Origin of the sequence: Massilia sp. 2TAF26 (assembly GCF_052115005.1) — a bacterium.
Classification (GTDB): domain Bacteria; phylum Pseudomonadota; class Gammaproteobacteria; order Burkholderiales; family Burkholderiaceae_D; genus Telluria.
Genome location: NZ_JBFRFV010000018.1, coordinates 79,310 through 101,927 on the forward strand (window position 1 = coordinate 79,310; position 22,618 = coordinate 101,927).

Sequence of the window (22,618 nt, forward strand, 5' to 3'; positions counted from 1 at the left end):
GCGGTGCGCAAACGGCGGCTAAGCCGGCATGGCCGCCGCCAGGGGCAGCCGCACGTCGACTTGCAGTCCGCTGCCCTGCTCCGGCGTGCCCAGACGGATCTCGCCCTGCAGCGAATCGCAGATCTCCTTGACGATCGAGAGGCCGAGGCCGAAGCTGTTCGGCTTGCCCGGATCGGCACGGTAGAAGCGTTCGAACACGCGGTCGAGATGGGCCGGTGCGATGCCCGGGCCGGTATCGACGATGCGCAGCAGCGCGAATTCGCCGGCCCGCCGTACCTGCACGCTGACCACGCCTGGCCCGTCCATGTACTTGATGGCGTTGTCGATCAGATTGAAGGCGATCTCGCGCAGCAGGTGCGGCGGTGTCGGCAGGGCCAGGCTGGCGTCGGATGCGTCCAGGCCCAGTTCGACGTCATGGCGCTGCGCCAGCGGTGCCAGCTCCTCGATCACCGAGGTCACGATGTCCCCCAGCGTGGTGGCCGGGGACGCGGGAGCACGGGCGGCGTGCTGGCGCCCCTGTTCGATGCTGGCCAGTATCAGGAGCTGGTTGATCACCTTCGCGCCCTGCAGCGTCGTGTTCTGCATCGCGGCGAGCAGCGTCTTCTGTTCGGGCGTTACGCGCTCGTCGCGCATGCCGTAGTTCAGTTGCGACGTCAGGATTGCGAACGAGGTACGCAGGTGATGCGCCGTACTGGCGACGAAGCGCTCATAGGCGGACAAGGTCTGGTCCAGCCTGACCACGTAGCCGTTCAGGGCGCCGATGACGGGCAGCAGCTCGCGCGGCACGGCATCGGCGTCGAGTTGCTCGAGCGACCCCGGCTGGCGCTGCGCGACCCGTTCGCTGAATCGCATCAGGGGGCGCAAGATCGAGCGGAAGGCGACGACCAGCGCCGCCAGCACCATCGCCAGCAGTATCAGATGCTCACGCGCGGTGATCAGGAACAGACGCTTGCGGAATGCCGCATGGCCGCGCATGGTCTGCGCCACCTCGACCGTGATGCGGCCGCCATCCCGCAGTTCCTGGACATAGGCGACGACGCGCACCGCCTGGCCGCGGACCCGGCTCTTGAAATAGATGTCCTGCTCGCCCCGGCCGATTTGGAAGGGCGCGGCCAGCCCGGCATCGCCATCGACCAGGCGACCGTCCGCGTCCCGCACCGCATAGAACACGCGGTCCTGATTTTCGTCGGCGAACAGCTCGAACGCGGCCGGCGGGACCCCGGCCGGGCTCGCGCCGCCGTCGGCGGCCAGTTGCTCGGCGATGATGCGGGCCGATCCTTTCAGCAGCTGGTGCTGGACTTCGGCCGCGACGCGGTCGGCGCTGCGGTAGGTGACCACCAGGTCGATCGCCGAGCAGGCCAGGATCGGCACGAAAACCCATGCCGCCAGGCGCGATTTGAGGCTGTGCATCCGCTCAGCCTTCGACCGCGCTCAGCATGTAGCCAAGGCCGCGCAAGGTAATGATGGCGACACTGCTGCCTTCCAGCTTCTTGCGCAGGCGCACGATATACACCTCGAGCGCCTTCGGCGTGACCATGTCGTTCAGCGGCACCAGGCTGTCGGCCAGGTCGCGCTTCGATACCGTCTTGCCGACCTTGCGCATCAGGGTCTCCAGCACCGCGTGCTCGCGCGGGGTCAGCTGCAGGTTCTGCTCGCGCACGCAGAAGATTTTCGAGTTGCTGTCGTAGCACAGGTTGCCGCAGCGGGAGATCGGGTTGGCCGTGCCGCTGGCGCGTCGCAACAGGCAGCGCAGGCGCGCTTCGAGCTCCTCGATGTCGAAGGGCTTGGCGAGGTAGTCGTCGGCACCCAGGTTCAGGTGCTCGACGATGTCCTGCAGCGAATCCTGGGCGCTGATGATCAGCACCGGCACGCCGTTGTCCTGGCTGCGCAGCCGGCGCAGCAAGGTCTGCCCGCTCAGCAGCGGCAGGGTCAGGTCGAGCAGGATCGCATCGTAGGTCTGGGTCCGCAGCAGCAGGTCGGCTTCTTCGCCGCTGAAGGCCTGTTCGACCGCATAGCCGGACTGGTTCAGGAGCCGGGTCAGCCAGGCCGACAGGTCGCGATTGTCTTCGGTGAGCAGGAGTTTCATCTTAACAATAATGGCCCTTGCGGCCACGCACATCAAGTCTTGAAGATTACTTTTTAGACAGAAAGTTGATTGTAGGCATTCTGTAGGGTTGACCTCCCTATAGTGGGTTCCGTATGCCTGAAACAACAAAGGCTACAGCCACCCACACCTATAACAACGATGGAGTCCGTATGAAAAAGCTGATGGCAATCGCCGTCCTCGGTACCCTGGGCGTCGCCGCGCAGGCGCAGGCCCAGTCTGTTCAGGAATTGCAGGATGCCTTGTCGAAGGCGCAAAAAGCGGCCGCCGATGCGCAACTGGCGGCAACCCAGGCGCAACAGGCATTGGTGCAAGTGCAGCAGGCCGCGCGCGACGCCCAGGCGTCCGCGGCGGCCGGCGCTGCCACGGCCAAGGACGAGCCCAGCCATCAGGCCGACCCGCTGGGCTCCGCCTCCGCGGGCCCCAGCGGCCTGGTCTACCATCGCGGCGGTGATACCGTGCGCCTGTACGGCTTGATCGACCTGAGCATGAGCCGCCAGACCAATGCCGACGCCGCCGGCCACAGCCAGAACGACATGTCGGTGGCCTGGTTCAGCGGCAACCGCTGGGGTATCGAGGGCGAGCACCTGCTCGCCGATACCGATGGCCTGAAGGCGGTCTTCAAGCTCGAAAGCGAATACGAAATCCCGACCGGCAATATGGACACACCGGGCGTGCTGTTCAACCGCGATGCCTGGCTGGGCTTGCAAAGCCCGACGCTGGGCAAGCTGACCTTCGGCCGCCAGAACACGCTGGCGCGCGAATTCTCGAAGATCTACGGCGACGCCTACGGCAGCGCCGGTGTGACCTATGACGAGGGTGGCTACACCAACAACAACGATTTCAAGCAGTTCATCTTCTACTCGGGCAGCGCCACCGGCACCCGCTACGACAAGGGTATCGTCTGGAAGAAAGCCTACGGCAAGATCATGGCAGGCCTGGCCTACCAGGTGGGCGGCGAGCCGGGCAACAATCGTGAAGCCACGACCAAGTCGGTCGCCCTGGCCTACAACGGCGGCGCCCTGAACGTGTCGGGCTTCTACAACACCGCCGTGGTCAGCGACTATACCCACACCTCCTGGTCGATCGGCGGCAACTACAAGATCGGGATGGTGCGCCTGAATACCGGTTACGTCCACTATACGGCCGAACAACCGAAGGCCATCGGTGACCGCCACGACAATGCCTACACAATTTCCGCCAAGTTTGCCCCGGGCGGCCACGTCGACTACGAGCTGGGCTGGCAGACGATGAACGCCACCAACGCCGCCGTCAACGGCGCCGGCTACGTCCTGAACGCGTATGCCGACACCTCGGCCGCCAAGGCCACCGGCACCGGCAAGCGCAAGACCTGGTATGGATCGGTGTTCTACCACTTCGACAAGCGTACCGAACTGTACCTGGCGTCCGACTACCTCAGCACCGACGGCAGCTACAAGGCCGCGCAGGCGCATGGCGCGGACTCGCAGTTCCAGCTCGCCACCGGCTTGCGCTTCCGCTTCTGAGCCGCGGCAAGTACGTATCGACGAGCCGGACGGGCGGCGGCAGAATCGCTGCTGCGCCGTCCCGGCCTGACAACAATAAACAAGGAGACTTCATGAACGTTCCGTACAAGACCCTGGCTGCCGTCGCGTTGGCACTGCTGGCCGGGCAGGCAGCCGCCGCCGACAAGATCACCATCATGGTGGGCGGCATGGAAAAGCAGATCTACCTGCCGGCCAAGCTGGCCGAGCAGCTTGGCTACCTGAAGGAAACCGGACTCGACATCGAGCTGCTGAGCGAACCGGCCGGCGTCAACGCCGAGACCGAAATGCTGTCCGGTGCGGCCCAGGGCGTGGTCGGCTTCTACGACCACACGATCGACCTGCAGGCGCGCGGCAAGATGGTGGAATCGGTGGTGCAGTTCAGCCAGGCACCGGGCGAAGTGATCCTGGTGTCGAAGGCGGCGGCGGACCGCATCAAGTCGCCGGCCGACTTCAAGGGCAAGACCCTGGGCGTGACCGGCCTCGGTTCGTCCACCAACTTCCTGACCCAGTACCTGGCTTCGCGCGCCGGCGTGAAGTACAGCGAATTCACCACGCTGCCGGTCGGCGCCGGCTCGACCTTCATTGCCGCCATGGCGCAAGGCAAGATCGATGCAGGCATGACCACCGAACCGACCATCGCGCGCCTGGTCTCGACCAATGCGGCCAGCGTTCTGGTCGACCTGCGCAGCCTGAAGAGCACCACGGCAGCGTTGGGCGGTCCGTATCCGGCCGCTTCGCTGTACATGCAGACGTCCTGGGTCAACAGCCACAAGGAGCAGGTGCGGAAAATCGCGGCCGCCTTCGTCAAGACGCTCCGCTACATCAACACCCACAGCGCGAAGGAGATCGCCGACAAGCTGCCGCCCGAATACTATGCGGGCAACAAGCAGCTCTACATCGAGGCGCTCGAAAGCGGCAAGCAGATGTTTACCGCGGACGGCGTGATGCCGGCCGACGGTCCCCCCACCGTCCTGAAGGTGCTGTCCAGCTTCGACAAGGCGGTCGAAGGCAAATCGATCAACCTGGCGGCGACCTATACGACGGAATTCGTGAAAGCAGCCAGGTAATGAGCACTCCCGTCATCGAACTGAATAATGTCGGACGCAGATTCGTCAGCCCGCAGGGCAAGGTCACGCAGGCGCTGCGCGACTTCAGCCTGGACGTGAAGGAAGGCGAGTTCTGCGCCATCGTCGGCCCGACCGGCTGCGGCAAGTCGACCACGCTGGGCATGATCACCGGGCTCAATCCGCCGTCGTCCGGTTCGGTGAAGGTGTTCGGCAAGCCCGTCACCGGCATCGATCCGCGCATCGGCTTCGTGTTCCAGGCCGATGCGGTCTTCCCCTGGAAGAGCGTGCTCGAGAACGTGGCGTGCGGCCCGATCTTCCGCGGCCTCGACCCCGGCGCCGCGCGTGCCAAGGCGGCCGATTGGGTGCGCCGGGTCGGCCTGGAAGGATTCGAGCACCATTATCCGCACCAGCTGTCGGGCGGCATGCGCAAGCGTGTAGCCCTGGCGCAGACCTTCATCAACGAACCGGCCATCCTGCTGATGGACGAACCGTTCTCGGCGCTGGACGTACAGACGCGCGCGATGATGCAGGAAGAGCTGCTCGGCCTGTGGTCGGAACGCAAGGCCTCGGTCGTCTTCGTCACCCACGACATCGACGAGGCGATCACCCTCGCCGATCGGGTGGTGGTGCTCACCAGGGGGCCAGGTTCCGTCAAGAGCGTGTACGAGATTCCCTTGCCGCGTCCGCGCGCGGCGGAAGCGCGTTACACCCCCGAGTTCGTCGCGCTGTCCCGCCAGATCTGGGCCGATCTGAAGGCCGAAGTCAGCATCTAACCGAAGCACATCATGAACACGACAACAACTAGCATGACTTCCGCCCCGCCGGGCACCGAAGAGCGCCATGCCCTGCGGCGCGCACGGAATTACAGGCGCCTGGTGATCGGGCTGCGGGGCGGCCTGGCAGTGGCGACAATCGCGGCCTGGGAAGCCAGCGTCCGGATCGGCTGGCTCGACCCCTTCTTCTTTTCGCAGCCGAGTGCGATCTACGAGCAGTTGCTGGCCTGGTTCACCGAAGGGACGGCGCAGGGCCCGCTGTGGCACGAACTCCTGGTGACGATGGAGGAAACCGTGCTCGGATTCCTGATCGGCAGCGTGCTGGGCATCGTCTGCGGCATTGCCCTGGGCCGCAACAAGCTGGCGGCCGACGTCTTCAGCATCTACATCAAGGTCGCCAACGCGATACCGCGCGTGGTGCTGGGCTCGATCTTCATCATCATGTTCGGCCTGGGCATGGGCTCGAAGGTGGCGCTGGCCGTCGTGATGGTGTTCTTCGTGGTGTTCGGGAACGCTTTCCAGGGCGTACGCGAAGCGGACCGCAACATGATCGCCAACGCCTACATCCTCGGCGCCAGCGCGCGCCAGGTGACCAGCTCGGTGGTTCTTCCCTCGGCGCTGAGCTGGATCCTGGCCAGCCTGCATGTCAGCTTCGGCTTCGCACTGGTCGGCGCCGTGGTCGGCGAATTCCTCGGCGCGCGCCATGGCATCGGCCTGCTGATCTCGACGGCGCAGGGCACGTTCAACGCCGCCGGCGTCTTCGCGGCCATGATCGTCCTGGCGGTAGTGGCGCTGGCGGCCGAGTACCTGCTGACGGCCGTCGAAAACAGGCTGCTGAAGTGGAAACCGCCGCAGTTCGTCGAGATGGGAATGTAGCGGCCCTGGTCCAGGCGGCCAGCCTGCTGCGCGAGCTCAGTGGCCGGCGCGGCGCCGGGCCCGGCGCGCCAGGTCCCGCAACACCTCGCGCGCCGCGTTGTGCCCCGGCGCCCCCGTGACGCCGCCGCCCGGATGCGTCCCGGCGCCGCAGGTGTAGAGCCCCTTCACCGGCCCGCGGTAGTCCGCATGGCCCAGCATCGGCCGCGCCGCGAACAGCTGGTCGAGCCCCAGCGCGCCGTGGAAGATGTCGCCGCCCACCAGGCCGAAGGTGCGTTCGAGGTCGAGGGGGCTCATGATCTGGCGGCCCAGCACCGAGCGCCTGAAGTTGGGCGCGTAGCGGTCGACGGTGGCGATCATCAGGTCGGCCACCTGCTCGCGGTGCTGGTCCCAGCTGGCGCCGTCGGGCAGCTGGGGCGCCACGTGCTGGCAGAACAGGCTGGCCACATGCTGGCCGGGCGGCGCCAGGGTCGTGTCGAGGGTCGACGGGATCAGCATTTCGACGATGGGTTCGCGCGCCCAGCCGAGGGCGCGGGCGTCGTGGTAGGCACGCTCCATGTAGTGCAGCGTCGGCGCGATGACGATGCCGCTGGCGTGGTGTTCCGCCATCTGCCGGCCCGGCAGGCAGCTGAAATCGGGCAGCTCGGACAGCGCCACGTTCATGCGGAAGGTGCCGGAGCCGCAGCGCCAGGCCTGCATGCGCCGCAAAAAATCGTCCGGCAGCGCGGCGGGGTCGACCAGCCGGGTGTAGAGCAGGCGCGGGTTCAGGTTCGACACGACCACGCGCGCATCGAGGCGCTCGCCGGCGGCGGTGACGACGCCGGTGGCGCGGCCCTGGTCCAGCAGGATTTCGCGTACGGCGCAGCCGGTGCGGATCTCGACGCCGCGCGCCTGCGCCGACTTCGCCATCGCCAGGGTGATGGCGCCCATGCCGCCGATCGCATGGCCCCAGGCGCCCTTCTTGCCGTTCACTTCACCGAACACGTGGTGCAGCAGCACGTAGGCGGATCCCGGCGTGTAGGGACTGGCGTAATTGCCGACCACGCTGTCGAAGCCGTAGGCCGCCTTGATCGGCGCGCTCTCGAACCAGCCGTCCAGCACGTCGCCGGCCGATTTGGTGAACAGGTCGAGCAGTTCGCGCTGGGTGGACAGCGGCAGCTTGCGCACCCGGTTGCCGAGCCGTCCCGCCTTGAGCAGTTCCGGCAGCGCGTCCAGCCAGCCGCCCTGCACCCGGTTGGGCGGCGTCTGCAGCACCAGTTCGCGCAGCAGGTCGGCGGCGGCGTCGAGGTGCCGCGCATAGTCGTCGAGGCGTTCGGCGTCGCGCGGCGAGAATTTCGCCACCTCGGCCGCCGTCCTGCCGGCGCCGACCTTCAGGTAGCGCGACTCGTCCAGCGGCAGGAAATTCGAGAGCGGGCGTTCGACCACGCGCAGGCCGTGGCCGCCCAGGTCCATCTCGCGGATCACCTTCGGGTTCAGCAGGGAGACGGTGTAGGACGCGACCGAGTTGCGGAAACCCGGATGGAATTCCTCGGTCACCGCCGCGCCGCCGACCACGCCGCGCTGCTCCAGCACCGTCACCTTCAGCCCGGCGCGCGCCAGGTAAAAGGCGCACACCAGGCCATTGTGGCCGCCTCCGACTACGATCGCATCGCGCATTCTCGCCTCCGTGGCACGCGGGGTCTTGAAAATCCGGCAATGTGGGCTAATATACAGGCTGCTCAGCAGATGGCAAACCACCTACCCGGCCAACATGACCTTCAGTCACGCATTTTCCTTTTCGAGCGGCCTGTCCTTCCAGACGCCGCGTCACCTCGCCCGGCTTCATTAAGCTCGGCAAGGGCCTGTTGCGCCGCTTGCCGAGCTCCAGACAAACAACGTTTCGTGCCGCCCGATCCGTAGGGCGGCTGTCGACTATCGTCCTGCGGGACCGGATGGAGGTAAGCACATGAAGAGTTTTCGTAAGATGCGACATATCGGCGAGCGCATGCCGTCGATGCGGCGGCCACTGGGATACCGCTCCCTGAACGACCTGCTGGCGCGCCGGCGCCGCATACGCAAGCGCATCGGCGTGGCGGTGGCCATGTTCCTGTCGATCGGGCTGTTCCTGGTCGAATTCTGATCACGGCGCAGCGGCAGCGCGCCGCTCAGCCGGGCGGCAGATCGTCCCTGCGCGTCCCGTACATCCGGCATTCGGCCGCCAGCGCCAGCAGGTTGGGGTCGCGCTCGCGCGAACGCGACAGCAGCAAGGTGATGGTCTGGCGCGAGCCGTACCGGGCGTCCAGCGGGATCAGGTCGATGCGGCTGCTGAAGCCGGCCACGCGGCCGGGCAGCAGGCTGTAGCCCATGCCGCCGCCGACCAGGTTAATCAGCGAGAAGATGTCGCCGACCCGCATGATGGTCTCGGGCACGTAGCCGGCTTGCTGGAAGGCGTGGTCGAAGCTGTCCGAGGTGACGAAACCGCCGCCCAGGGTGATGAATTTTTCGCCGCGCAGCTCGCGCAGGTCGACGTAGTCGCGGCCGGCGTAGGGCGACTCGCGTGGCGCCGCCAGGTGGACCTCGTCGTCGAACAGCGGCACCGCCAGCAGCTGCGGATCCTCGACCGGGGCCTGCAGGCCGATCACGATGGCGTCCAGCTTCCCTTCCGTCAGGCTGCGCAGCAGTTCCTGGTTCGAGCCCAGGGTCAGGTCGATCTGCAAGTCCGGACGGCGCATCTTCAGGCCCATCAGCAATTGCGGCACGCAGCGCAGGGTCAGCGAATACAGCGAACCGATCTTCATCCGGCTGCCGGCCACCCCGGCCAATTCCCGCGCCCTGCGGATGCCCTCCTCGGTTTCCTCGACCGCGCGCTGGGCGTGACGGGCGAAGACGAAGGCGGCCGGCAGCGGCACCAGGTTGCGGCCTTCGCGGCCGAACAGCGGGCAGTGCAGGCCCTCCTCGAGCGAATGCAGGGCGCGGTGCACGCTGACCGTGCTCTGGCCCAGCGCTTCCGCCACCTTGGCTAAGCTGTGCAGGCGCATGAAGGCCAGGAAGACCTCGAGCTTCTTGAGGGTGATTTCGTCGTCGATCATGGCTGCAAGCTTAGCGCAAATCGTTAACCTGAGAGTAAACGTTCGTTATGCATGTTGATTGAAACGCCAGCCCGGCCTCCCTATGCTGGGACCAGACTCTCAAATTCGAATGCAAGGAGACACCATGGGAAGCATAGCCCCTCAGCCGCGGCAGTGGGACACGCGGCGCCAGGAAAAGCAGCGCCGGATGGCCAGGGTGGCCCACCTGGCCGACGGCCCGGTGCTGCAGAGCAGCCGCCTGGTGGAGGCGCTGGAACAGCTGGTCGTCAGCGGCGACCGCGTGGTCCTCGAAGGAAATAACCAGAAACAGGCCGATTTCCTGGCGCGCAGCCTGGTACAGGTCGACCCCGACCGGGTCAGCAGGCTGCACATGATCATGCCGAGCGTGAGCCTGCCGGAACACCTCGACCTGTTCGAGCGCGGCATCGCCAGCAAGCTCGATTTCGCCTTTGCCGGTCCGCAGAGCCTGCGCATCTCGCAATTCCTGCAGGAGGGCACGCTGCAGGTGGGCGCCCTGCACACCTACGTCGAGCTATACGCCCGTCTTTACGTCGACCTGGCGCCGAACGTCGTGATGGTGGCCGGCTACAAGGCCGACCGCGCCGGCAACCTGTACACCGGCCCCAGCACCGAGGACACGCCGGCGCTGGTCGAAGCGGCCGCCTTCCGCGACGGCATCGTGATCGCCCAGGTGAACGAGATCGTCGACGATCCCAAGGACCTGCCGCGGGTCGACATCCCCGGTTCCTGGATCGACTTCGTGGTCCAGTCGGACAAGCCCTTCTACATCGAACCGCTGTTCACGCGCGACCCGCGCCTGATCAAGCCGGTGCACATCCTGATGGCGATGATGGCGATCCGCGGGGTCTACGAGCGCCACCAGGTGCAGTCGCTGAACCACGGGATCGGCTTCAACACGGCGGCGATCGAACTGCTGCTGCCGACCTATGGCGAGCAGCTCGGCCTGAAGGGCAAGATCTGCCGCAACTGGACCTTGAACCCGCATCCGACCCTGATCCCGGCCATCGAATCCGGCTGGGTCGAGAGCGTGCACTGCTTCGGCGCGGAACTCGGCATGGAAGCCTACACGGCGGCCCGGCCCGACATCTTCTTTACCGGCCGCGACGGCTCGATGCGCTCGAACCGCGCCTTCTGCCAGCTGGCCGGCCAGTACGCGGTCGACCTGTTCATCGGCTCGACCCTGCAGATGGACGGTCTCGGCAACTCCTCGACCGTCACCCACGGCCGCCTGACCGGCTTCGGCGGCGCGCCGAACATGGGCCACGACCCGCACGGCCGCCGCCACGCGACCCCGGCCTGGCTCGACCTCGTCGAAACCGACGATCCCCTCGCGCGCGGCAAGAAACTGGTCGTGCAGATGGTCGAGACCTTCCAGGACGGCAGCGCGCCGACCATCGTCGAGTCGCTGGATGCGGTGGAGGTCGGCAAGGACTGCGGCATGCCGCTGGCGCCGGTGATGATCTACGGCGACGACGTCACCCACGTGCTGACCGAGGAAGGCATCGCCTACCTGTACAAGGCGCGCTCGCTGGAAGAGCGCAAGGCGATGCTGGCGGCGGTGGCCGGCGTCACGCCGATCGGCCTGCGCCACGATCCGAAGCAGACCGCCCGCATGCGCGAGCAGGGCCTGATCGCCCTGCCTGAGGACTTGAAAGTGCAGCGCAGCCAGGCCACCCGCTCGCTGCTGGCGGCCAAGAGCATCGCCGAGCTGGTCGACTGGTCCGGCGGCCTTTACGATCCGCCGGCCAAGTTCAGGAGCTGGTAATGACGGCGCTTAATCCATTGCGGCAGCATGGCGCAACCGGTCTGGCGGACGGCTTGGCCAAGCGCTTGGCCGCGCTGGCCGTCGACGCCCTGGTCGACGAAGCCATGCTGACCCCGAAACCCGGCCTGGTGGACATGCGCGGCAGCGGCGCCCACAGCGACCTCACCTGGCTGCTGATGTGCCGCTCGGCTAATGCCCTGCGGCCGGCCTTCTTGCGGATGGCGCAAGCAGGTGCGGCGATCCCGGACGCGACGGCGCTGCGCCGCGAGATCGGCGCCATTGGCCGCGAAGCGGAAGACCTGATGATGGCGGCCACCGGCGGCGTGAATACCCACCGCGGCGCGATCTGGGCACTGGGCCTGCTGGTCACCGCAGCCGCGCGCCACCAGGGCAAGCCGGACGCCGCGGCGATCGCCGGCGGCGCCGGCCTGCTGGCCCGCATCGTCGATCCGGACGCGCCGGCCGACACCGGCAACAAGGGCGAGCTGGCCTGCCGCGAACACGGCGTCGGCGGCGCGCGCGGCCAGGCGAGAGCCGGCTTCCCGTCCGTGGTGCGGCAGGCGCTGCCGATGCTGCAGCTGTCGCGCGCACGCGGCGACAGCGAAGCCCAGGCGCGCGTGAACGCCCTGCTGGCCGTGATGGCCCGGCTGGACGACACCTGCCTGCTGGCGCGCGGCGGCCGCAAGGCCCTGGACGCCACCCAGGCCGGCGCGCGACGCGTGCTGGCGCTGGGCGGCATCGGCACGCCGAACGGCCGCAAGGCCCTGCGCGCCCTGGAGACGCGCATGCGCCTGCTGCATGTGTCGCCGGGCGGCGCCGCCGACCWGCTGGCGGCGGCGCTGCTGCTCGACCGCATCGAAACAGAACAGTCGCAAGGAGACGCGTAGATCATGGAAAGACTTCAATTCGAATTCGGCGCCGGCCAGCCGCTTGCCGGACGCACGGTGGCCGGGGTCGTGGCCTCGGGCGACCTCGAGGTCCTGCTGGAACCCGGAGACGCCGGCCGCACCACGGTGGCGGTGCAGACGTCGGTGGACGGCTACGGCGGCACCTGGAAGGCGCTGCTGGAACGCGTGCTCGGTCCGGGCAGCCTGCCGGCCGCACGCATCGAGATCAACGACAACGGCGCCACGCCGGGCGTGGTGCGGATGCGCATCGAGCAGGCCTTCGAAGAGGTGACGCAAGGAGGAAATACGCCATGAGCACCGACATCGACCCGAATATCGACCGCCTGCTGAAGCGCGACAGCTTCATCGAGCGCGGCGCCCGCAGCCGCGCCCAGGCGCTGCTGGATCCAGGCAGCATGCGCGAGCTGGCAGGCCCCTTCGATCGCCTGCACTCGCCCTGGCTGGCGATGCAGAAGCTGGTGACCCAGGCCGACGACGGCGTGGTGGTCGCCAAGGGCAAGCTGGATGGCCACCCGACCGTGGTGCTGGCCATCGAAGGCGCCTACCAGGGCGGCAGCATGGGCGAGATCGCCGGCGCCAAGATCGCGGGCGCGCTGGAACTGGCGGCGCGCGACAACCGGCGCGGCATCCCGACCCGCGCCGTGATCCTGTTCGAGACCGGCGGCGTGCGCCTGCAGGAAGCCAACCTGGGCCTGGCCAGCATCGCCGAGATCCAGTCCGCCATCGTCGACCTGCGCCGCTACCAGCCGGTGATCGGCGTCAGCGCGGGCACGGTGGGCTGCTATGGCGGCATGTCGATCGCCGCCGGCCTGTGCTCCTGGCTGGTGCTGACACGGGAAGCGAGGCTCGGCCTGAACGGACCGCAGGTGATCGAGCAGGAAGCCGGCGTCGCGGAGTTCGATTCGAAGAAGCGCGGCCTGATCTGGGGCCTGACCGGCGGCGAGCAGCGCGTCGCCAGCGGCCTGGCCGACGCCTGCGTGGCGGATGACACCGACGAAATCCGCGCCACCGTGCTGCGCCTGTTCGCCCGGGGCGTGCCGGCGCGGCACCGCAGCGAACGCGCCGACCACTACCTGGCCTGCCTGCGGCGCGTCGACACGCGCGAACAGGCGACGCCGGAAGAGGTGCGCGCAATCTACAACCCGATCCAGGGAGACGCATGATGGAACAACAGAAGCTCACCCGTGGCGACACGTGGCTGCGCCTGCTCACCGGCGGCGCCCGCACCGCGCATGACTGGGCCGCCGTCCAGGTCTGCGATGCCGTGCTGGCCGGCCAGCCGGCCCGCTATATCGCCGTGGTCCCCGATCCGGACAACCGCTTCCCGCGCGCCCGCAACGGCGAAGTCGGCCTGGTCGAAGGCTGGCAGCTGGCCAGCGCGGTGCAGGAAGTGGTCGCCATGGACCGCGACGCCCCGGTGAAACGCCCTATCGTCGCCGTGATCGACGTGCCGAGCCAGGCCTATGGCCGGCGCGAAGAAGCCTTCGGCATCCACCAGGCCCTGGCCGGCGCTGCCGGCGCCTATGCCCAGGCGCGCCAGGCCGGCCATCCGGTCATCGGCCTGATCGTCGGTCTGGCGATGTCGGGCGCCTTCCTGGCACACGGCTACCAGGCCAACCGCCTGATCGCGCTGGACGACCCGGCGGTGATGGTGCATGCAATGGGCAAGGCCTCGGCGGCGCGCGTGACCCTGCGCTCGGTCGAGGCGCTGGAAAAGCTGGCCGCCACCGTGCCGCCGATGGCCTACGACATCCAGAGCTTCGCCTCGCTGGGTATTTTGTGGAAGGTGCTGCGGTTGAACGACCTGGCGCTGCCCGGAGAGCGCGACATCGCCCTCGTCCAGGCCGCACTCGAAGCGGCGCTGGCCGAGATCCTGGAAGACCGCGAACGCGATCTCTCCGGCCGGTTGAACGGACAGCACCGCCAGGCTTCGCGCCGCGTGCGCGAACTCCTGCAAGCGCAATGGGAGGACGCCGACTGACGACCGCCGCGTGAACCCGCGGGACGCCTCCAATAACAACATCCGGCGCCCGCCCCATTTCTTGGACGAAGTACAGGAGACAGACATGATTATCTATGGAACCGCTTTGCTGGCCGTGTGCCACCTGCTCGGCATCTTCCTGGGCGACCTGCTCGGGGCGCTGCTGGGCGTCAAAACCAACGTCGGCGGGGTCGGCATCGCCATGATCCTGCTGATCTGCGCGCGGCTCTGGCTGCACAAGCGCGGACTGATGCCGCAGACCACCGAGATGGGCGTGGGCTTCTGGGGCGCGATGTATATCCCGGTGGTGGTGGCGATGGCCGCCACCCAGAACGTGGTCGCGGCCCTGCGCGGCGGCCCGGTGGCCCTGCTCGCGGCGTTCGGCAGCGTACTGGTGTGCGCCTGCTTCGTCTCGCTGATCAACCGTACCGAACGCAACGTGCCCGAGGCGGAAGCCAAGGCACACGCCGCGCCGCATCGCGCCTGAGGAGACGATCATGTTGGAACTGCTCGAAAAAACCGTCAAACACAATGGACTCGTACTGGCCTTCGCGCTGGTCGGCGTGGTGATGATCGTCTCCATGCAGCTGTCGAAGCGCCTCACCTTCGGCCGCGTGCACGGCTCGGCGATCGCAATCCTGATCGGCCTGATCCTGGCCTACTGGGGCGGCATCCAGACCGGCGGCCAGAAAGGCCTGGCCGACGTTTCGCTGTTCGCCGGCGTCGGCCTGATGGGCGGCGCCATGCTGCGCGACTTCGCCATCACCGCCACTGCCTTCGAGGTGCAGGTGGTCGAGGCGCGCAAGGCCGGCATGGTCGGCGTTGCCGCCCTGCTGCTGGGAACCGTGCTGCCCTTCATCGTCGGCGCCTGCGTGGCCTGGAGCTTCGGCTACCGCGACGCCGTCAGCATCACCACCATCGGCGCCGGCGCCGTCACCTACATCGTCGGCCCGGTGACCGGCGCCGCGATCGGCGCACCGTCCGACATCATGGCGCTGTCCATCGCCACCGGTCTGGTGAAATCGATCATGGTGATGGTCGGCACGCCAGCGGCGGCGCGCTTCCTGCGCCTGCGCACGCCGCGCTCGGCGATGGTATTCGGCGGCCTGGCCGGCACCGTCAGCGGCGTCTCGGCGGGCCTGGCGGCCACCGACCGCGCCCTGGTTCCCTACGGCGCCCTGGTCGCGACCTTCCACACCGGCCTCGGTTGCCTGCTCGGACCCTCGCTGCTGTTCTTCGCGACCCGTTCTCTGGTGGGCTGAGATGGAAATGCCGCGGCCGCACGACCTGCTGTTCCTGCGCCATCCCGACGCCTTCGATGCCTGCGCCTGCGCTACCCGGCCCGGCTGGCTGGACGCGCTCTGGCTGGAGCAGGCGCCGGTGGTGGTGCGGCGCGCGGCGGCCGGGCCGGAGCGTGTGGCGGTCGGCGCGCGCGGCTTGCAGCGCAACGAGCGCTGCGCCGGCCACATCGCCCTGGCCGACATCGCACGCAGGATCACGCCGCGGCAGCTGGCCCATGAGCTGCTGCGGGCGCCGGGCCGCGTCGAAGGTTTCGCGGATGCCCTTCCCTGCATCGCCGCCCTGCTTGCGCTGGCGCCGCGCCTGCGGGACCTGGACCTGGACTGGGGTCCGGCCGGCGGCGCCGGTTTCTGGCTGGCCAGCGGCCTGCCCGTGCTGCGGCCCACCAGCGACCTGGATCTGCTGGTGCGGTCGCCGCAGCCCTTGTCGCCTGCATTAACGGCCGAATTATGCACCCTGCATGACTACGACGGCTGCCGCATCGACATCCAGATCGACACCGGCGTCGGCGGCTTCGCGCTGATGGAATACGCGCGCGGCGGCAAGACCATGCTGAAAACCGAGCACGGCCCGCAACTGGTCGACAACCCTTGGGAGCCGCAGCCGCAGCCGCAGTCGCAGCCGGCGGCGAGCGAGGCGGCATGAGCGTCCTGTTCACCTTCCCGGGCCAGGGCGCGCAAAAACCCGGGATGCTGCACACGCTGCCGGATCATCCGGAAACCGCGCGCACGCTGGCCGAGGCCTCCGCCGCACTGTCGCGGGACGTACTGGCGCTGGACAGCGAAGACGCGCTGCGCTCCACGGTGGCGGTCCAGCTTGGCCTGCTGGTGGCCGGCGTCGCGACGGCGCGGGTACTGGCGGCCCACGAAGCGGCGCCGAAGATGGTGGCCGGCCTCTCGATCGGCGCCTGGCCGGCGGCGGTGACGGCCGGGGTCCTGGCTTTCAGCGACGCGGTCCGCCTGGTCGAACTGCGGGGGCGCCTGATGGAAGACGCCTACCCGTCAGGCTACGGCATGACGGCAATCGGCGGCCTGACCCGCCAGCAGCTCGAGCCGCTGGTGGCCCGGGTCCATGGTCCCGGCAGCGAAGTCTATCTGGCCAACCTGAATGCGCCGCGCCAGGTCGTGATCGCCGGCGCCGGCGCCGCCCTCGATGCGGTGGCCGCACTCGCACTCGGCCAGGGCGCCCAACGCGCCGAACGCCTGGCGGTGCCGGTGCCCTCGCACTGCGAACTGCTGGACGAGCAGGCGCGCACCCTTGCCTGCGCCATGGACCAGGTGGCGCTGGAACGTCCGCGCATCGCCTGGATCAGCAGCAGCCTCGCGCGCGCACTCTTCGACGGCCGCCGCATCGGTGCCGACCTGGCCGCCAACATGGCAAGGCCGGTCCTGTGGGCGGACACGGTGCGCCACGCCTGGGAGCGCGGGGCGCGGCTGGCGGTGGAAATGCCCAGCGGCTCGGTGCTTACCAAACTGACCGCGCCGGCGTTCCCGGACGGGGTGGCGATCAGCTGCGAAGGAACGCGGCTCGACAGCCTGGTCGCGGCCGTGCGGCAGGCAGGAAACGCCTGATAGCGGAAAGTCCAGGGGCGGCCAAGGAGCGCCCAAGACGCGCGCCAAGTGCTAGAGTTCGGACATGGATGCCGACTCGAAAGCTGTGCAGGATGACGGCCAGGCTTGCGCGCCGGCGGCGCGGGTGTGGGTGCTGGCGAACAGCATCCTGGCTTCCGGCATGGTATTCATCGACGGCACCGTCGTCAACGTGGCCCTGCCCGCCCTGCAAAGGGAGTTCAACGCCGGGGTGGCGCAGGCGCAGTGGGTGATCGAATCCTATACCCTGCTGCTGACCGCTCTCCTGCTGCTCGGCGGCAGCCTGGGCGACCGCTACGGGCGGCGCCGGGTATTCGCCATTGGCGTGGTCGTCTTCGGCGCGGCCTCCGCCGTGTGCGGGCTGGTGAACGGCATCCAGCAGCTGATCTGGGCCAGGGCGCTGCAGGGAGTCGGCGGCGCGTTGCTGGTGCCGGGCAGCCTGGCGCTGATCAGCGCCTCCTTCCCGGAGAACATACGCGGCCGCGCCATCGGCACCTGGTCCGGCTACAGCGCCATTACGGCCGCCCTCGGCCCGGTGCTGGGCGGCTTCCTGATCGAACACGTGTCCTGGCGCCTGGCCTTCTGGATCAATCTGCCGCTGGTGGCGATCGTCCTCTTCCTCACCTTCCGGCATGTGCCCGAAAGCCGCAGCCAAGATGCGCCGCGGCGCCCGGACTGGCTCGGCGCCCTGCTCGTCAGCGCGGCCCTCGGCTGCCTGGTGTTCGGCCTGATCGAGTCGTCCACGCGCGGCTGGGGCGCGCCAAGCGTGGTCGCGGCCCTGCTGCTGGCGCCGCTGGCCTTTGCCGCCTTCGTCCTCGTCGAGCTGTGGCATCCGGCGCCGATGCTGCCGCTGGCCCTGTTCCGTTCGCGCGATTTCAGCGGTGCCAACCTGCTGACCCTGCTGCTGTATGCGGCGCTGGGGGGCCTGATGTTCTTCCTGCCGCTGAATCTGATCCAGGTGCAGGGCTATTCGGCCACCGCGGCCGGCGCCGCCCTGATGCCTTTCGTTTTGCTGATGTTCTCGCTGTCGCGCTGGGCGGGCGGGCTGGTCGACCGCTTCGGCGCCCGCGGTCCGCTGGTGGCCGGACCGGCGATTGCGGCCGCCGGCTTCGCCCTGTTCGCCCTGCCCGGCATCGGCGGCAGTTACTGGAGCGCCTGGTTTCCGGCCGTGCTGGTGCTGGGCTTTGGCATGACGGTCACGGTTGCGCCGCTGACGACCATGGTCATGAACACCCTCGATGCGGGCCGCGCCGGCCTGGCCTCCGGCGTCAACAACGCGGTGTCGCGCGCGGCCGGCCTGCTGGCGATCGCCCTGCTGGGCATCGTGATGAGCCAGTCCTTCGACCGCGCCCTGGCGCAGCGCTTGAACGAGCTGACGCTGCCCGCCCCGCTGCGGGCGGAAGTCCAGGCCCAGCGCGGCAAGCTGGCGGCGATCCGCCTGCCCGACTCGACACCGCCGAGCGAGCGGCAAGCCGTCGAGCGCGCCGTCGCGGAATCCTTCGTCGCCGGCTTCCGCCGGGTCATGGCGCTGTCCGCGCTGCTGGCGCTGGCGTCGTCGCTGGGCGCCGGGCTCACGATCGGCAAAAAGCCGCGGCCTTAATCCAGTGCGCGCTTGCGGGATTCGACGTCGACGCACAGCACCGCGACCGCGCCGGCCGCCAAGAAGGCCGCCAGCATGACCAGCGACAGCGTGAATCGGGTCGCCATCACGGGCGCGACGATGGCCGGCGCGAACAGGCCGCCGAAGCGCGCCAGGGCGCCCGCCGTGCCCATGGCGCTGGCGCGCAGGCCGGTCGGATACACTTCCGGCGTGAAGGCATACAGCGCCCCCCAGGTGCCCAGCAGCGCAAAACTCATCAGCAAAGTCGATCCGACGACCACCAGCGTGGAACTGCCGAAGCTGTAGAACATGCAGCCGGCGGCGCTCAGCAAGAGGAAGCCGACCAGGGTGGGCTTGCGCCCCCAGCGTTCGACGCCGTAGGCCGACAGCGCAAAGCCGGGCAGCTGCACCAGCGCCAGCAGGATCAGGAACTCCTGGCCGCGCATGAAGCCGAAACCCTGGCCGCTCAGACGGACCGGCAGGTAAACGAACACGCCGTAATACGCAATCGAGATCAGGGCCCACGCAAGGAACAGGCAGATGCTCCTGCGGCGCAGGCCGGCGGAAAACAGTGCCAGCAGCGAGGTCGGCGCCGGCTGTTCGGGATGCAGCGCTGGAATCGCGCCCTCTCGCCCATTCACCCTGGCGACCCGCTCCAGCACCATGCGCGCCTTGTCCGGCATGCCGTTGCGGTTCAGGTACATCGGCGACTCCGGCACGTAGAGCCGCAGGACGACGCCGATCAGGGCCGGAATGCCGGTGACGAAGAAAATCACGCGCCAGGCGTCGACGCCCCAGCGCAGCGCCACCAGGGCCAGCACCGCCAGCAGCAGGGTGCCGACCGCCCAGAAGGATTCGAGCAGCACCAGCCAGCGGCCGCGCCGGTCGCTGGGCAGGAATTCGGCCATCATCGTGTAGTCCACCGGCAGGGTGCCGCCGACGCCGATGCCGGTCAGGAAGCGCAGCGCCAGCAACCAGGCGAAATCGGGCGCGAAGCTCGACGCCACGCCGAAGCAGGCATCGATGATGACCGCGCCCATCAGCACCGGGCGGCGCCCGATCCGGTCCGCCAGGCGGCCGAAGACGAAGGCGCCGACCAGCATGCCGATGAAGAACAAGGTCCCGCTCTCGAGCGCCCGCGGCATGGCGATGCCGAAGGTCCGGGCAATCGATGGCGCGCTGAAGCCGATCGACAGCACCTGCATGGCGTCGGCCATCCAGACCAGGCCGAAGATGACGAACAGCCGGTACTGGAACCGGCCGACGCCGGCGGCCTGGATGCCCTGCTCCAGGGTCGCGGGAATGGTGGACATCTGCTGACTCCCCAAAGTGCGCTGGTGCGCGATAGCTCTTAGTTTGCCAGAAATATCCGCGCGAAAAAAAAGCCTGCCGAAGCAGGCTTTTCAATGTGGCGGAGCTTCAGCGGATCAGCGGCTGGCCGTCTGCGTCGCCGCGCCTGCCGGTGCGGCATTCTTCACGTACTTGTCGAACCAGCGCAGCATCTCGTACACCAGCTGTTCGTTCGACTCGCGCGCCGCGTACCAGTGCGGCTCGTGCGGCAGCATCACCAGGCGGGTCACGCCGCCGTTGCCGCGGATCGCTTCATACAGCTTGACCGACTGCAGCGGCGTGGTGCCCGGGTTGGCATCGTCGGCGCCGTGCACCAGCAGCAGCGGGGTCTTCAGCTTGTCCGCGTAATAGAAGGTCGAGGCCTTGGTGTAGACGTCCGGCGCTTCCCACACCGAGCGGCGCTCGTTCTGGAAGCCGAAGGGGGTCAGCGACTTGTTATAGGAGCCGCTGGTGGCCACACCGGCCTTGAACAGGGTCGAATGCGCCAGCAGGTTGGCGGTCATCAGGGCGCCGTGGCTGTGGCCGGTCACGCCGATGCGGTCCGGATCGGTCACGCCCAGGCGCACGGCTTCGTCGACGGCCGCCTTGGCGTTCGCCACCAGCTGCTCGGTATAGGTGTCGTAGGCCTTGCGCGGATCGCCGACGATCGGGAAGGCGGCGCTGTCGATGATGGCATAGCCCGACAGCAGCAGCAGGCGGTACTGGCGCAGGCGGGTGAAGGTGGCTTGCGAGCCGGTGGTCTGGCCGGCCTTGGACGCGTCCGCGTAGTCGAGCGGATAGGCGTTCAGGATGGTCGGCAGGCGCGTGCCTTCCTTGTAGCCCGGCGGGGTGTACAGGGTGAAGGACAGCTCGATGCCGTCGGCGCGCTTGTACTTGACCAGGCGCTTCTTGATCTCGCGGACCTGCGGGGTCGGGTCGAGCAGATGGGTCAGCGCCGCGCTCGACGAGGCGTAGCCTGGCTCGCCGGCGGCGGCCGTGGTGCTCGCGCCCAGGGTACGCACGAAGGCGTTCGGGGTCTCGGTGGCCGACTGGTACCAGGTCAGCAGGCGGCCGGTGTCGTTGCCGGCAAAGCCGATGAACTGCTCATACGAGGTTTTGCTGCTGCGGAACAGGCGCTCGGCCTGCTGGGTCTTCAGGTTGAACCTGTCGAGGAAAGGACGGTCACCGTCCGGCGACGAACCCGTGCCCGACAGGAAGATGGTGTCGCCGTCGACGCGGATCACCGGGAAGCCGTTGGCCAGCTGCCGGCGCACCGGGCGGCCCGGATCGGCGTACTTCTCGTCGCTCGACATATCCCAGAGCAGGCGGCGCGAGTTGTTCGCATCGTCGACATTGATCTGCCAGGTGCGGACCCATTTGCGGTTGACGTCGTAGTCGCTCAGCAGGGCCACGCCCGGCTGCTCGCTCCAGGCCAGGCCGCCGAAGCGCTGCTGGGTGCGGGTGATTTCGCTAGGCGCGCCATTGAACGGCGCCTTCAGCATCATCAGCTTGTCGCGCTCGGCCGCCTGGACGTTCGGATTGCCGCCGTCCAGCGCTTCGGCCCAGACCAGGGTCGCGGGATCAAGCGGACGCCAGCTGAAGTTGCGCGGACCGGTCGGCACGCCGCGGTTCGGCACGCGGTCGGCCAGCGGCAGCGCGGCGATTTCGCGCACCACCGGGTTGGCGCCGTTGGCCGTACGCTGGCTCAGGTCCCAGATATCGATCTGTTTCGGGAAGCGGTCGAAGGTGGTGACATAGGAGTACGGGGTGCGGATCTCGACCACGACGGCGTGGCGGCCGTCCGGCGCCACATCCAGTTCCTCGTACATGCCGGGCTTGCCGACCGGCGTGACCTTGCCGCTGGCGGCATCGACCAGCGCCAGCTGGGAGGTGCCGTAGTAGTTGAACAGCTCTTCGTCGTAGCGGTTGCGCAGGGTGTCGCGGTTTTCGTAGGTGCTGCTCTGGCCCGTCGCACCGATGGATTCCTGGATGCCGGGGCCGGCGGCGCCCGGCGCTTCCGGCGGCGGCGCCTTGCGGGCCGGCACCAGCTTGACCAGCAGGGTCTTCTGGTCGGGCATCCACTGCATCTGGTCGCCGAACATCTGGTTCAGGCGCACGCCAGGCAGGCGGCGCACGGCGCCGGTTTTGGCGTCGCCGACCCACAGTTCAGCCGCTTCGTTGGTGATGTTCTCGAAGGCGAAGCGCTGGCCGTCCGCGCTCCACACCGGGCGGCGCGGGCAGGCGCCGGCCGGCAGCTTCACCTTCGTCTGCCTGCCGTCGGCAACCTGGACCAGGTCGATGGCGCTCACGCAGGGTGGGATGCCATAGCCGCCCGGGGTGTCGTGCTGGCTGTGGTTGCCCGGTTCGATGCGCACGCCCGCCAGGCGCAGGAAGGGCGTGCCCACCTTGGCGATCGACGGGTATTCCTCCATCGTGATCAGCATCAGCTTGTCGCGCGTCGGGCTGAGCGAGGGCGACGGCGGCGGCGGCGCGCGCATGACGTCGAGGATTTCCTTCGGCGGCTGGTTGTAGGCGCTGGCGGCGGCCGCGCTGGCCGGCGACTGGGCCGTATTGGCCGGCGCGGCGATCGCGGCGGTCGTCATGCCGATCGCGAGCGTCGTGCTCACGAGGGCGTACGCGAGGTGTTTTCCCTGCATGGGGTTTCTCCGTCTTATCAATTCATGGATACACGGAAAAGCTTGCCATCCGCGCACG

General features: G+C 68.3%; 21 protein-coding genes. 15 read left to right on the forward strand and 6 right to left on the reverse strand.

Features of this window, described 5'->3' with window-relative positions; translation table 11 throughout:
• Positions 1–18: 18 nt before the first annotated feature.
• Together AB4Z32_RS18370 and AB4Z32_RS18375 are read right to left on the reverse strand one after the other, a co-directional pair.
• Positions 19–1,410: a sensor histidine kinase gene (locus AB4Z32_RS18370; protein WP_442123305.1), complete on the reverse strand. Its 1,392-nt coding sequence runs from the start codon at positions 1,408–1,410 to the stop codon at positions 19–21.
• Positions 1,411–1,414: 4 nt separating this feature from the next.
• Entirely contained in the window at positions 1,415–2,086 is a 672-nt protein-coding gene (locus AB4Z32_RS18375; RefSeq protein WP_442123306.1) for a response regulator, read from the reverse strand.
• Positions 2,087–2,256: 170 nt separating this feature from the next.
• Between AB4Z32_RS18375 and AB4Z32_RS18380 the strand changes: the two genes are divergently transcribed.
• From AB4Z32_RS18380 to AB4Z32_RS18395, 4 genes are all read left to right on the forward strand, one after another.
• A complete protein-coding gene (locus AB4Z32_RS18380; protein ID WP_442123307.1) occupies positions 2,257–3,609 on the forward strand; it encodes a porin in 1,353 nt (450 codons plus the stop codon).
• A 92-nt stretch (positions 3,610–3,701) separates the two neighbouring features.
• Positions 3,702–4,697 (forward strand): ABC transporter substrate-binding protein, encoded by a 996-nt coding sequence (locus AB4Z32_RS18385; RefSeq protein ID WP_442123308.1) that lies wholly within the window; start codon positions 3,702–3,704, stop codon positions 4,695–4,697.
• Entirely contained in the window at positions 4,697–5,470 is a 774-nt protein-coding gene (locus AB4Z32_RS18390) for an ABC transporter ATP-binding protein (protein WP_442123309.1), read from the forward strand. The genes AB4Z32_RS18385 and AB4Z32_RS18390 overlap by 1 nt, the downstream gene beginning before the upstream one ends.
• Positions 5,471–5,482: 12 nt before the next feature.
• Entirely contained in the window at positions 5,483–6,346 is an 864-nt protein-coding gene (locus AB4Z32_RS18395) for an ABC transporter permease (protein ID WP_442123310.1), read from the forward strand.
• A 36-nt stretch (positions 6,347–6,382) separates the two neighbouring features.
• Here the strand turns inward: AB4Z32_RS18395 and AB4Z32_RS18400 are convergent, their stop codons facing one another.
• The gene (locus AB4Z32_RS18400; RefSeq protein WP_442123311.1) at positions 6,383–7,999 is read right to left on the reverse strand and encodes a phytoene desaturase family protein; all 1,617 of its coding nucleotides are present in this window, start codon (positions 7,997–7,999) and stop codon (positions 6,383–6,385) included.
• Between the two features lie 289 nt (positions 8,000–8,288).
• Between AB4Z32_RS18400 and AB4Z32_RS18405 the strand changes: the two genes are divergently transcribed.
• The gene (locus tag AB4Z32_RS18405; protein ID WP_442123312.1) at positions 8,289–8,462 is read left to right on the forward strand and encodes a hypothetical protein; all 174 of its coding nucleotides are present in this window, start codon (positions 8,289–8,291) and stop codon (positions 8,460–8,462) included.
• 25 nt (positions 8,463–8,487) lie between these two features.
• On the opposite strand, the gene AB4Z32_RS18410 is transcribed toward AB4Z32_RS18405, so the two are convergent.
• Positions 8,488–9,411, reverse strand: a complete 924-nt coding sequence (locus tag AB4Z32_RS18410) for a LysR family transcriptional regulator (protein ID WP_442123313.1) — start codon at positions 9,409–9,411, stop codon at positions 8,488–8,490.
• 124 nt (positions 9,412–9,535) lie between these two features.
• On the opposite strand from AB4Z32_RS18410, the gene mdcA reads away from it, so the two are divergent.
• The 10 genes from mdcA to AB4Z32_RS18460 all read left to right on the forward strand — a co-directional run bounded on the left by mdcA (position 9,536) and on the right by AB4Z32_RS18460 (position 18,574).
• Positions 9,536–11,197 (forward strand): malonate decarboxylase subunit alpha, encoded by a 1,662-nt coding sequence (mdcA, locus tag AB4Z32_RS18415; protein ID WP_442123314.1) that lies wholly within the window; start codon positions 9,536–9,538, stop codon positions 11,195–11,197.
• Positions 11,197–12,084 carry a triphosphoribosyl-dephospho-CoA synthase gene (locus AB4Z32_RS18420; RefSeq protein WP_442123315.1) on the forward strand — a complete coding sequence of 296 codons (888 nt, stop codon included), beginning with the start codon at positions 11,197–11,199 and terminating at the stop codon, positions 12,082–12,084. The genes mdcA and AB4Z32_RS18420 overlap by 1 nt, the downstream gene beginning before the upstream one ends.
• A gap of 3 nt (positions 12,085–12,087) precedes the next feature.
• Positions 12,088–12,399: a malonate decarboxylase subunit delta gene (locus tag AB4Z32_RS18425; RefSeq protein WP_442123316.1), complete on the forward strand. Its 312-nt coding sequence runs from the start codon at positions 12,088–12,090 to the stop codon at positions 12,397–12,399.
• The gene (locus AB4Z32_RS18430) at positions 12,396–13,268 is read left to right on the forward strand and encodes a biotin-independent malonate decarboxylase subunit beta (protein ID WP_442123317.1); all 873 of its coding nucleotides are present in this window, start codon (positions 12,396–12,398) and stop codon (positions 13,266–13,268) included. Before AB4Z32_RS18425 ends, AB4Z32_RS18430 begins: the two co-directional genes overlap by 4 nt.
• Positions 13,265–14,086: a biotin-independent malonate decarboxylase subunit gamma gene (gene mdcE, locus AB4Z32_RS18435; protein WP_442123318.1), complete on the forward strand. Its 822-nt coding sequence runs from the start codon at positions 13,265–13,267 to the stop codon at positions 14,084–14,086. The genes AB4Z32_RS18430 and mdcE overlap by 4 nt, the downstream gene beginning before the upstream one ends.
• A gap of 85 nt (positions 14,087–14,171) precedes the next feature.
• Positions 14,172–14,573, forward strand: coding sequence for a malonate transporter subunit MadL (gene madL, locus AB4Z32_RS18440; protein ID WP_442123319.1), 402 nt, complete (start codon positions 14,172–14,174; stop codon positions 14,571–14,573).
• Between the two features lie 10 nt (positions 14,574–14,583).
• On the forward strand, positions 14,584–15,348 hold the full coding sequence (madM, locus tag AB4Z32_RS18445; RefSeq protein WP_442123320.1) for a malonate transporter subunit MadM: 765 nt from the start codon (positions 14,584–14,586) through the stop codon (positions 15,346–15,348).
• A gap of 1 nt (position 15,349) precedes the next feature.
• Positions 15,350–16,030 carry a malonate decarboxylase holo-ACP synthase gene (locus AB4Z32_RS18450; protein ID WP_442123321.1) on the forward strand — a complete coding sequence of 227 codons (681 nt, stop codon included), beginning with the start codon at positions 15,350–15,352 and terminating at the stop codon, positions 16,028–16,030.
• A complete protein-coding gene (gene mdcH / locus AB4Z32_RS18455) occupies positions 16,027–16,956 on the forward strand; it encodes a malonate decarboxylase subunit epsilon (protein WP_442123322.1) in 930 nt (309 codons plus the stop codon). Before AB4Z32_RS18450 ends, mdcH begins: the two co-directional genes overlap by 4 nt.
• A 64-nt stretch (positions 16,957–17,020) precedes the next feature.
• Positions 17,021–18,574, forward strand: coding sequence for an MFS transporter (locus AB4Z32_RS18460; RefSeq protein WP_442123323.1), 1,554 nt, complete (start codon positions 17,021–17,023; stop codon positions 18,572–18,574).
• Here the strand turns inward: AB4Z32_RS18460 and AB4Z32_RS18465 are convergent.
• Both AB4Z32_RS18465 and AB4Z32_RS18470 read right to left on the reverse strand, forming a co-directional pair.
• Positions 18,571–19,887 (reverse strand): MFS transporter, encoded by a 1,317-nt coding sequence (locus AB4Z32_RS18465; RefSeq protein ID WP_442123324.1) that lies wholly within the window; start codon positions 19,885–19,887, stop codon positions 18,571–18,573. The two genes, AB4Z32_RS18460 and AB4Z32_RS18465, sit on opposite strands and share 4 nt — an antisense overlap.
• 114 nt (positions 19,888–20,001) lie before the next feature.
• Complete coding sequence (locus AB4Z32_RS18470; protein WP_442123325.1) at positions 20,002–22,560, reverse strand: prolyl oligopeptidase family serine peptidase; 2,559 nt, start codon at positions 22,558–22,560, stop codon at positions 20,002–20,004.
• Positions 22,561–22,618 lie beyond the last annotated feature (58 nt).

Bases quoted from the DNA above. Each gene is read 5' to 3' on its own strand.
- AB4Z32_RS18370 (WP_442123305.1), bottom strand. From the start codon at position 1,410: ATGCACAGCCTCAAATCGCGCCTGGCGGCATGGGTTTTCGTGCCGATC.
- AB4Z32_RS18375 (WP_442123306.1), bottom strand. From the start codon at position 2,086: ATGAAACTCCTGCTCACCGAAGACAATCGCGACCTGTCGGCCTGGCTG.
- AB4Z32_RS18380 (WP_442123307.1), top strand. From the start codon at position 2,257: ATGAAAAAGCTGATGGCAATCGCCGTCCTCGGTACCCTGGGCGTCGCC.
- AB4Z32_RS18385 (WP_442123308.1), top strand. From the start codon at position 3,702: ATGAACGTTCCGTACAAGACCCTGGCTGCCGTCGCGTTGGCACTGCTG.
- AB4Z32_RS18390 (WP_442123309.1), top strand. From the start codon at position 4,697: ATGAGCACTCCCGTCATCGAACTGAATAATGTCGGACGCAGATTCGTC.
- AB4Z32_RS18395 (WP_442123310.1), top strand. From the start codon at position 5,483: ATGAACACGACAACAACTAGCATGACTTCCGCCCCGCCGGGCACCGAA.
- AB4Z32_RS18400 (WP_442123311.1), bottom strand. From the start codon at position 7,999: ATGCGCGATGCGATCGTAGTCGGAGGCGGCCACAATGGCCTGGTGTGC.
- AB4Z32_RS18405 (WP_442123312.1), top strand. From the start codon at position 8,289: ATGAAGAGTTTTCGTAAGATGCGACATATCGGCGAGCGCATGCCGTCG.
- AB4Z32_RS18410 (WP_442123313.1), bottom strand. From the start codon at position 9,411: ATGATCGACGACGAAATCACCCTCAAGAAGCTCGAGGTCTTCCTGGCC.
- mdcA (WP_442123314.1), top strand. From the start codon at position 9,536: ATGGGAAGCATAGCCCCTCAGCCGCGGCAGTGGGACACGCGGCGCCAG.
- AB4Z32_RS18425 (WP_442123316.1), top strand. From the start codon at position 12,088: ATGGAAAGACTTCAATTCGAATTCGGCGCCGGCCAGCCGCTTGCCGGA.
- AB4Z32_RS18430 (WP_442123317.1), top strand. From the start codon at position 12,396: ATGAGCACCGACATCGACCCGAATATCGACCGCCTGCTGAAGCGCGAC.
- mdcE (WP_442123318.1), top strand. From the start codon at position 13,265: ATGATGGAACAACAGAAGCTCACCCGTGGCGACACGTGGCTGCGCCTG.
- madL (WP_442123319.1), top strand. From the start codon at position 14,172: ATGATTATCTATGGAACCGCTTTGCTGGCCGTGTGCCACCTGCTCGGC.
- madM (WP_442123320.1), top strand. From the start codon at position 14,584: ATGTTGGAACTGCTCGAAAAAACCGTCAAACACAATGGACTCGTACTG.
- AB4Z32_RS18450 (WP_442123321.1), top strand. From the start codon at position 15,350: ATGGAAATGCCGCGGCCGCACGACCTGCTGTTCCTGCGCCATCCCGAC.
- mdcH (WP_442123322.1), top strand. From the start codon at position 16,027: ATGAGCGTCCTGTTCACCTTCCCGGGCCAGGGCGCGCAAAAACCCGGG.
- AB4Z32_RS18460 (WP_442123323.1), top strand. From the start codon at position 17,021: ATGGATGCCGACTCGAAAGCTGTGCAGGATGACGGCCAGGCTTGCGCG.
- AB4Z32_RS18465 (WP_442123324.1), bottom strand. From the start codon at position 19,887: ATGTCCACCATTCCCGCGACCCTGGAGCAGGGCATCCAGGCCGCCGGC.
- AB4Z32_RS18470 (WP_442123325.1), bottom strand. From the start codon at position 22,560: ATGCAGGGAAAACACCTCGCGTACGCCCTCGTGAGCACGACGCTCGCG.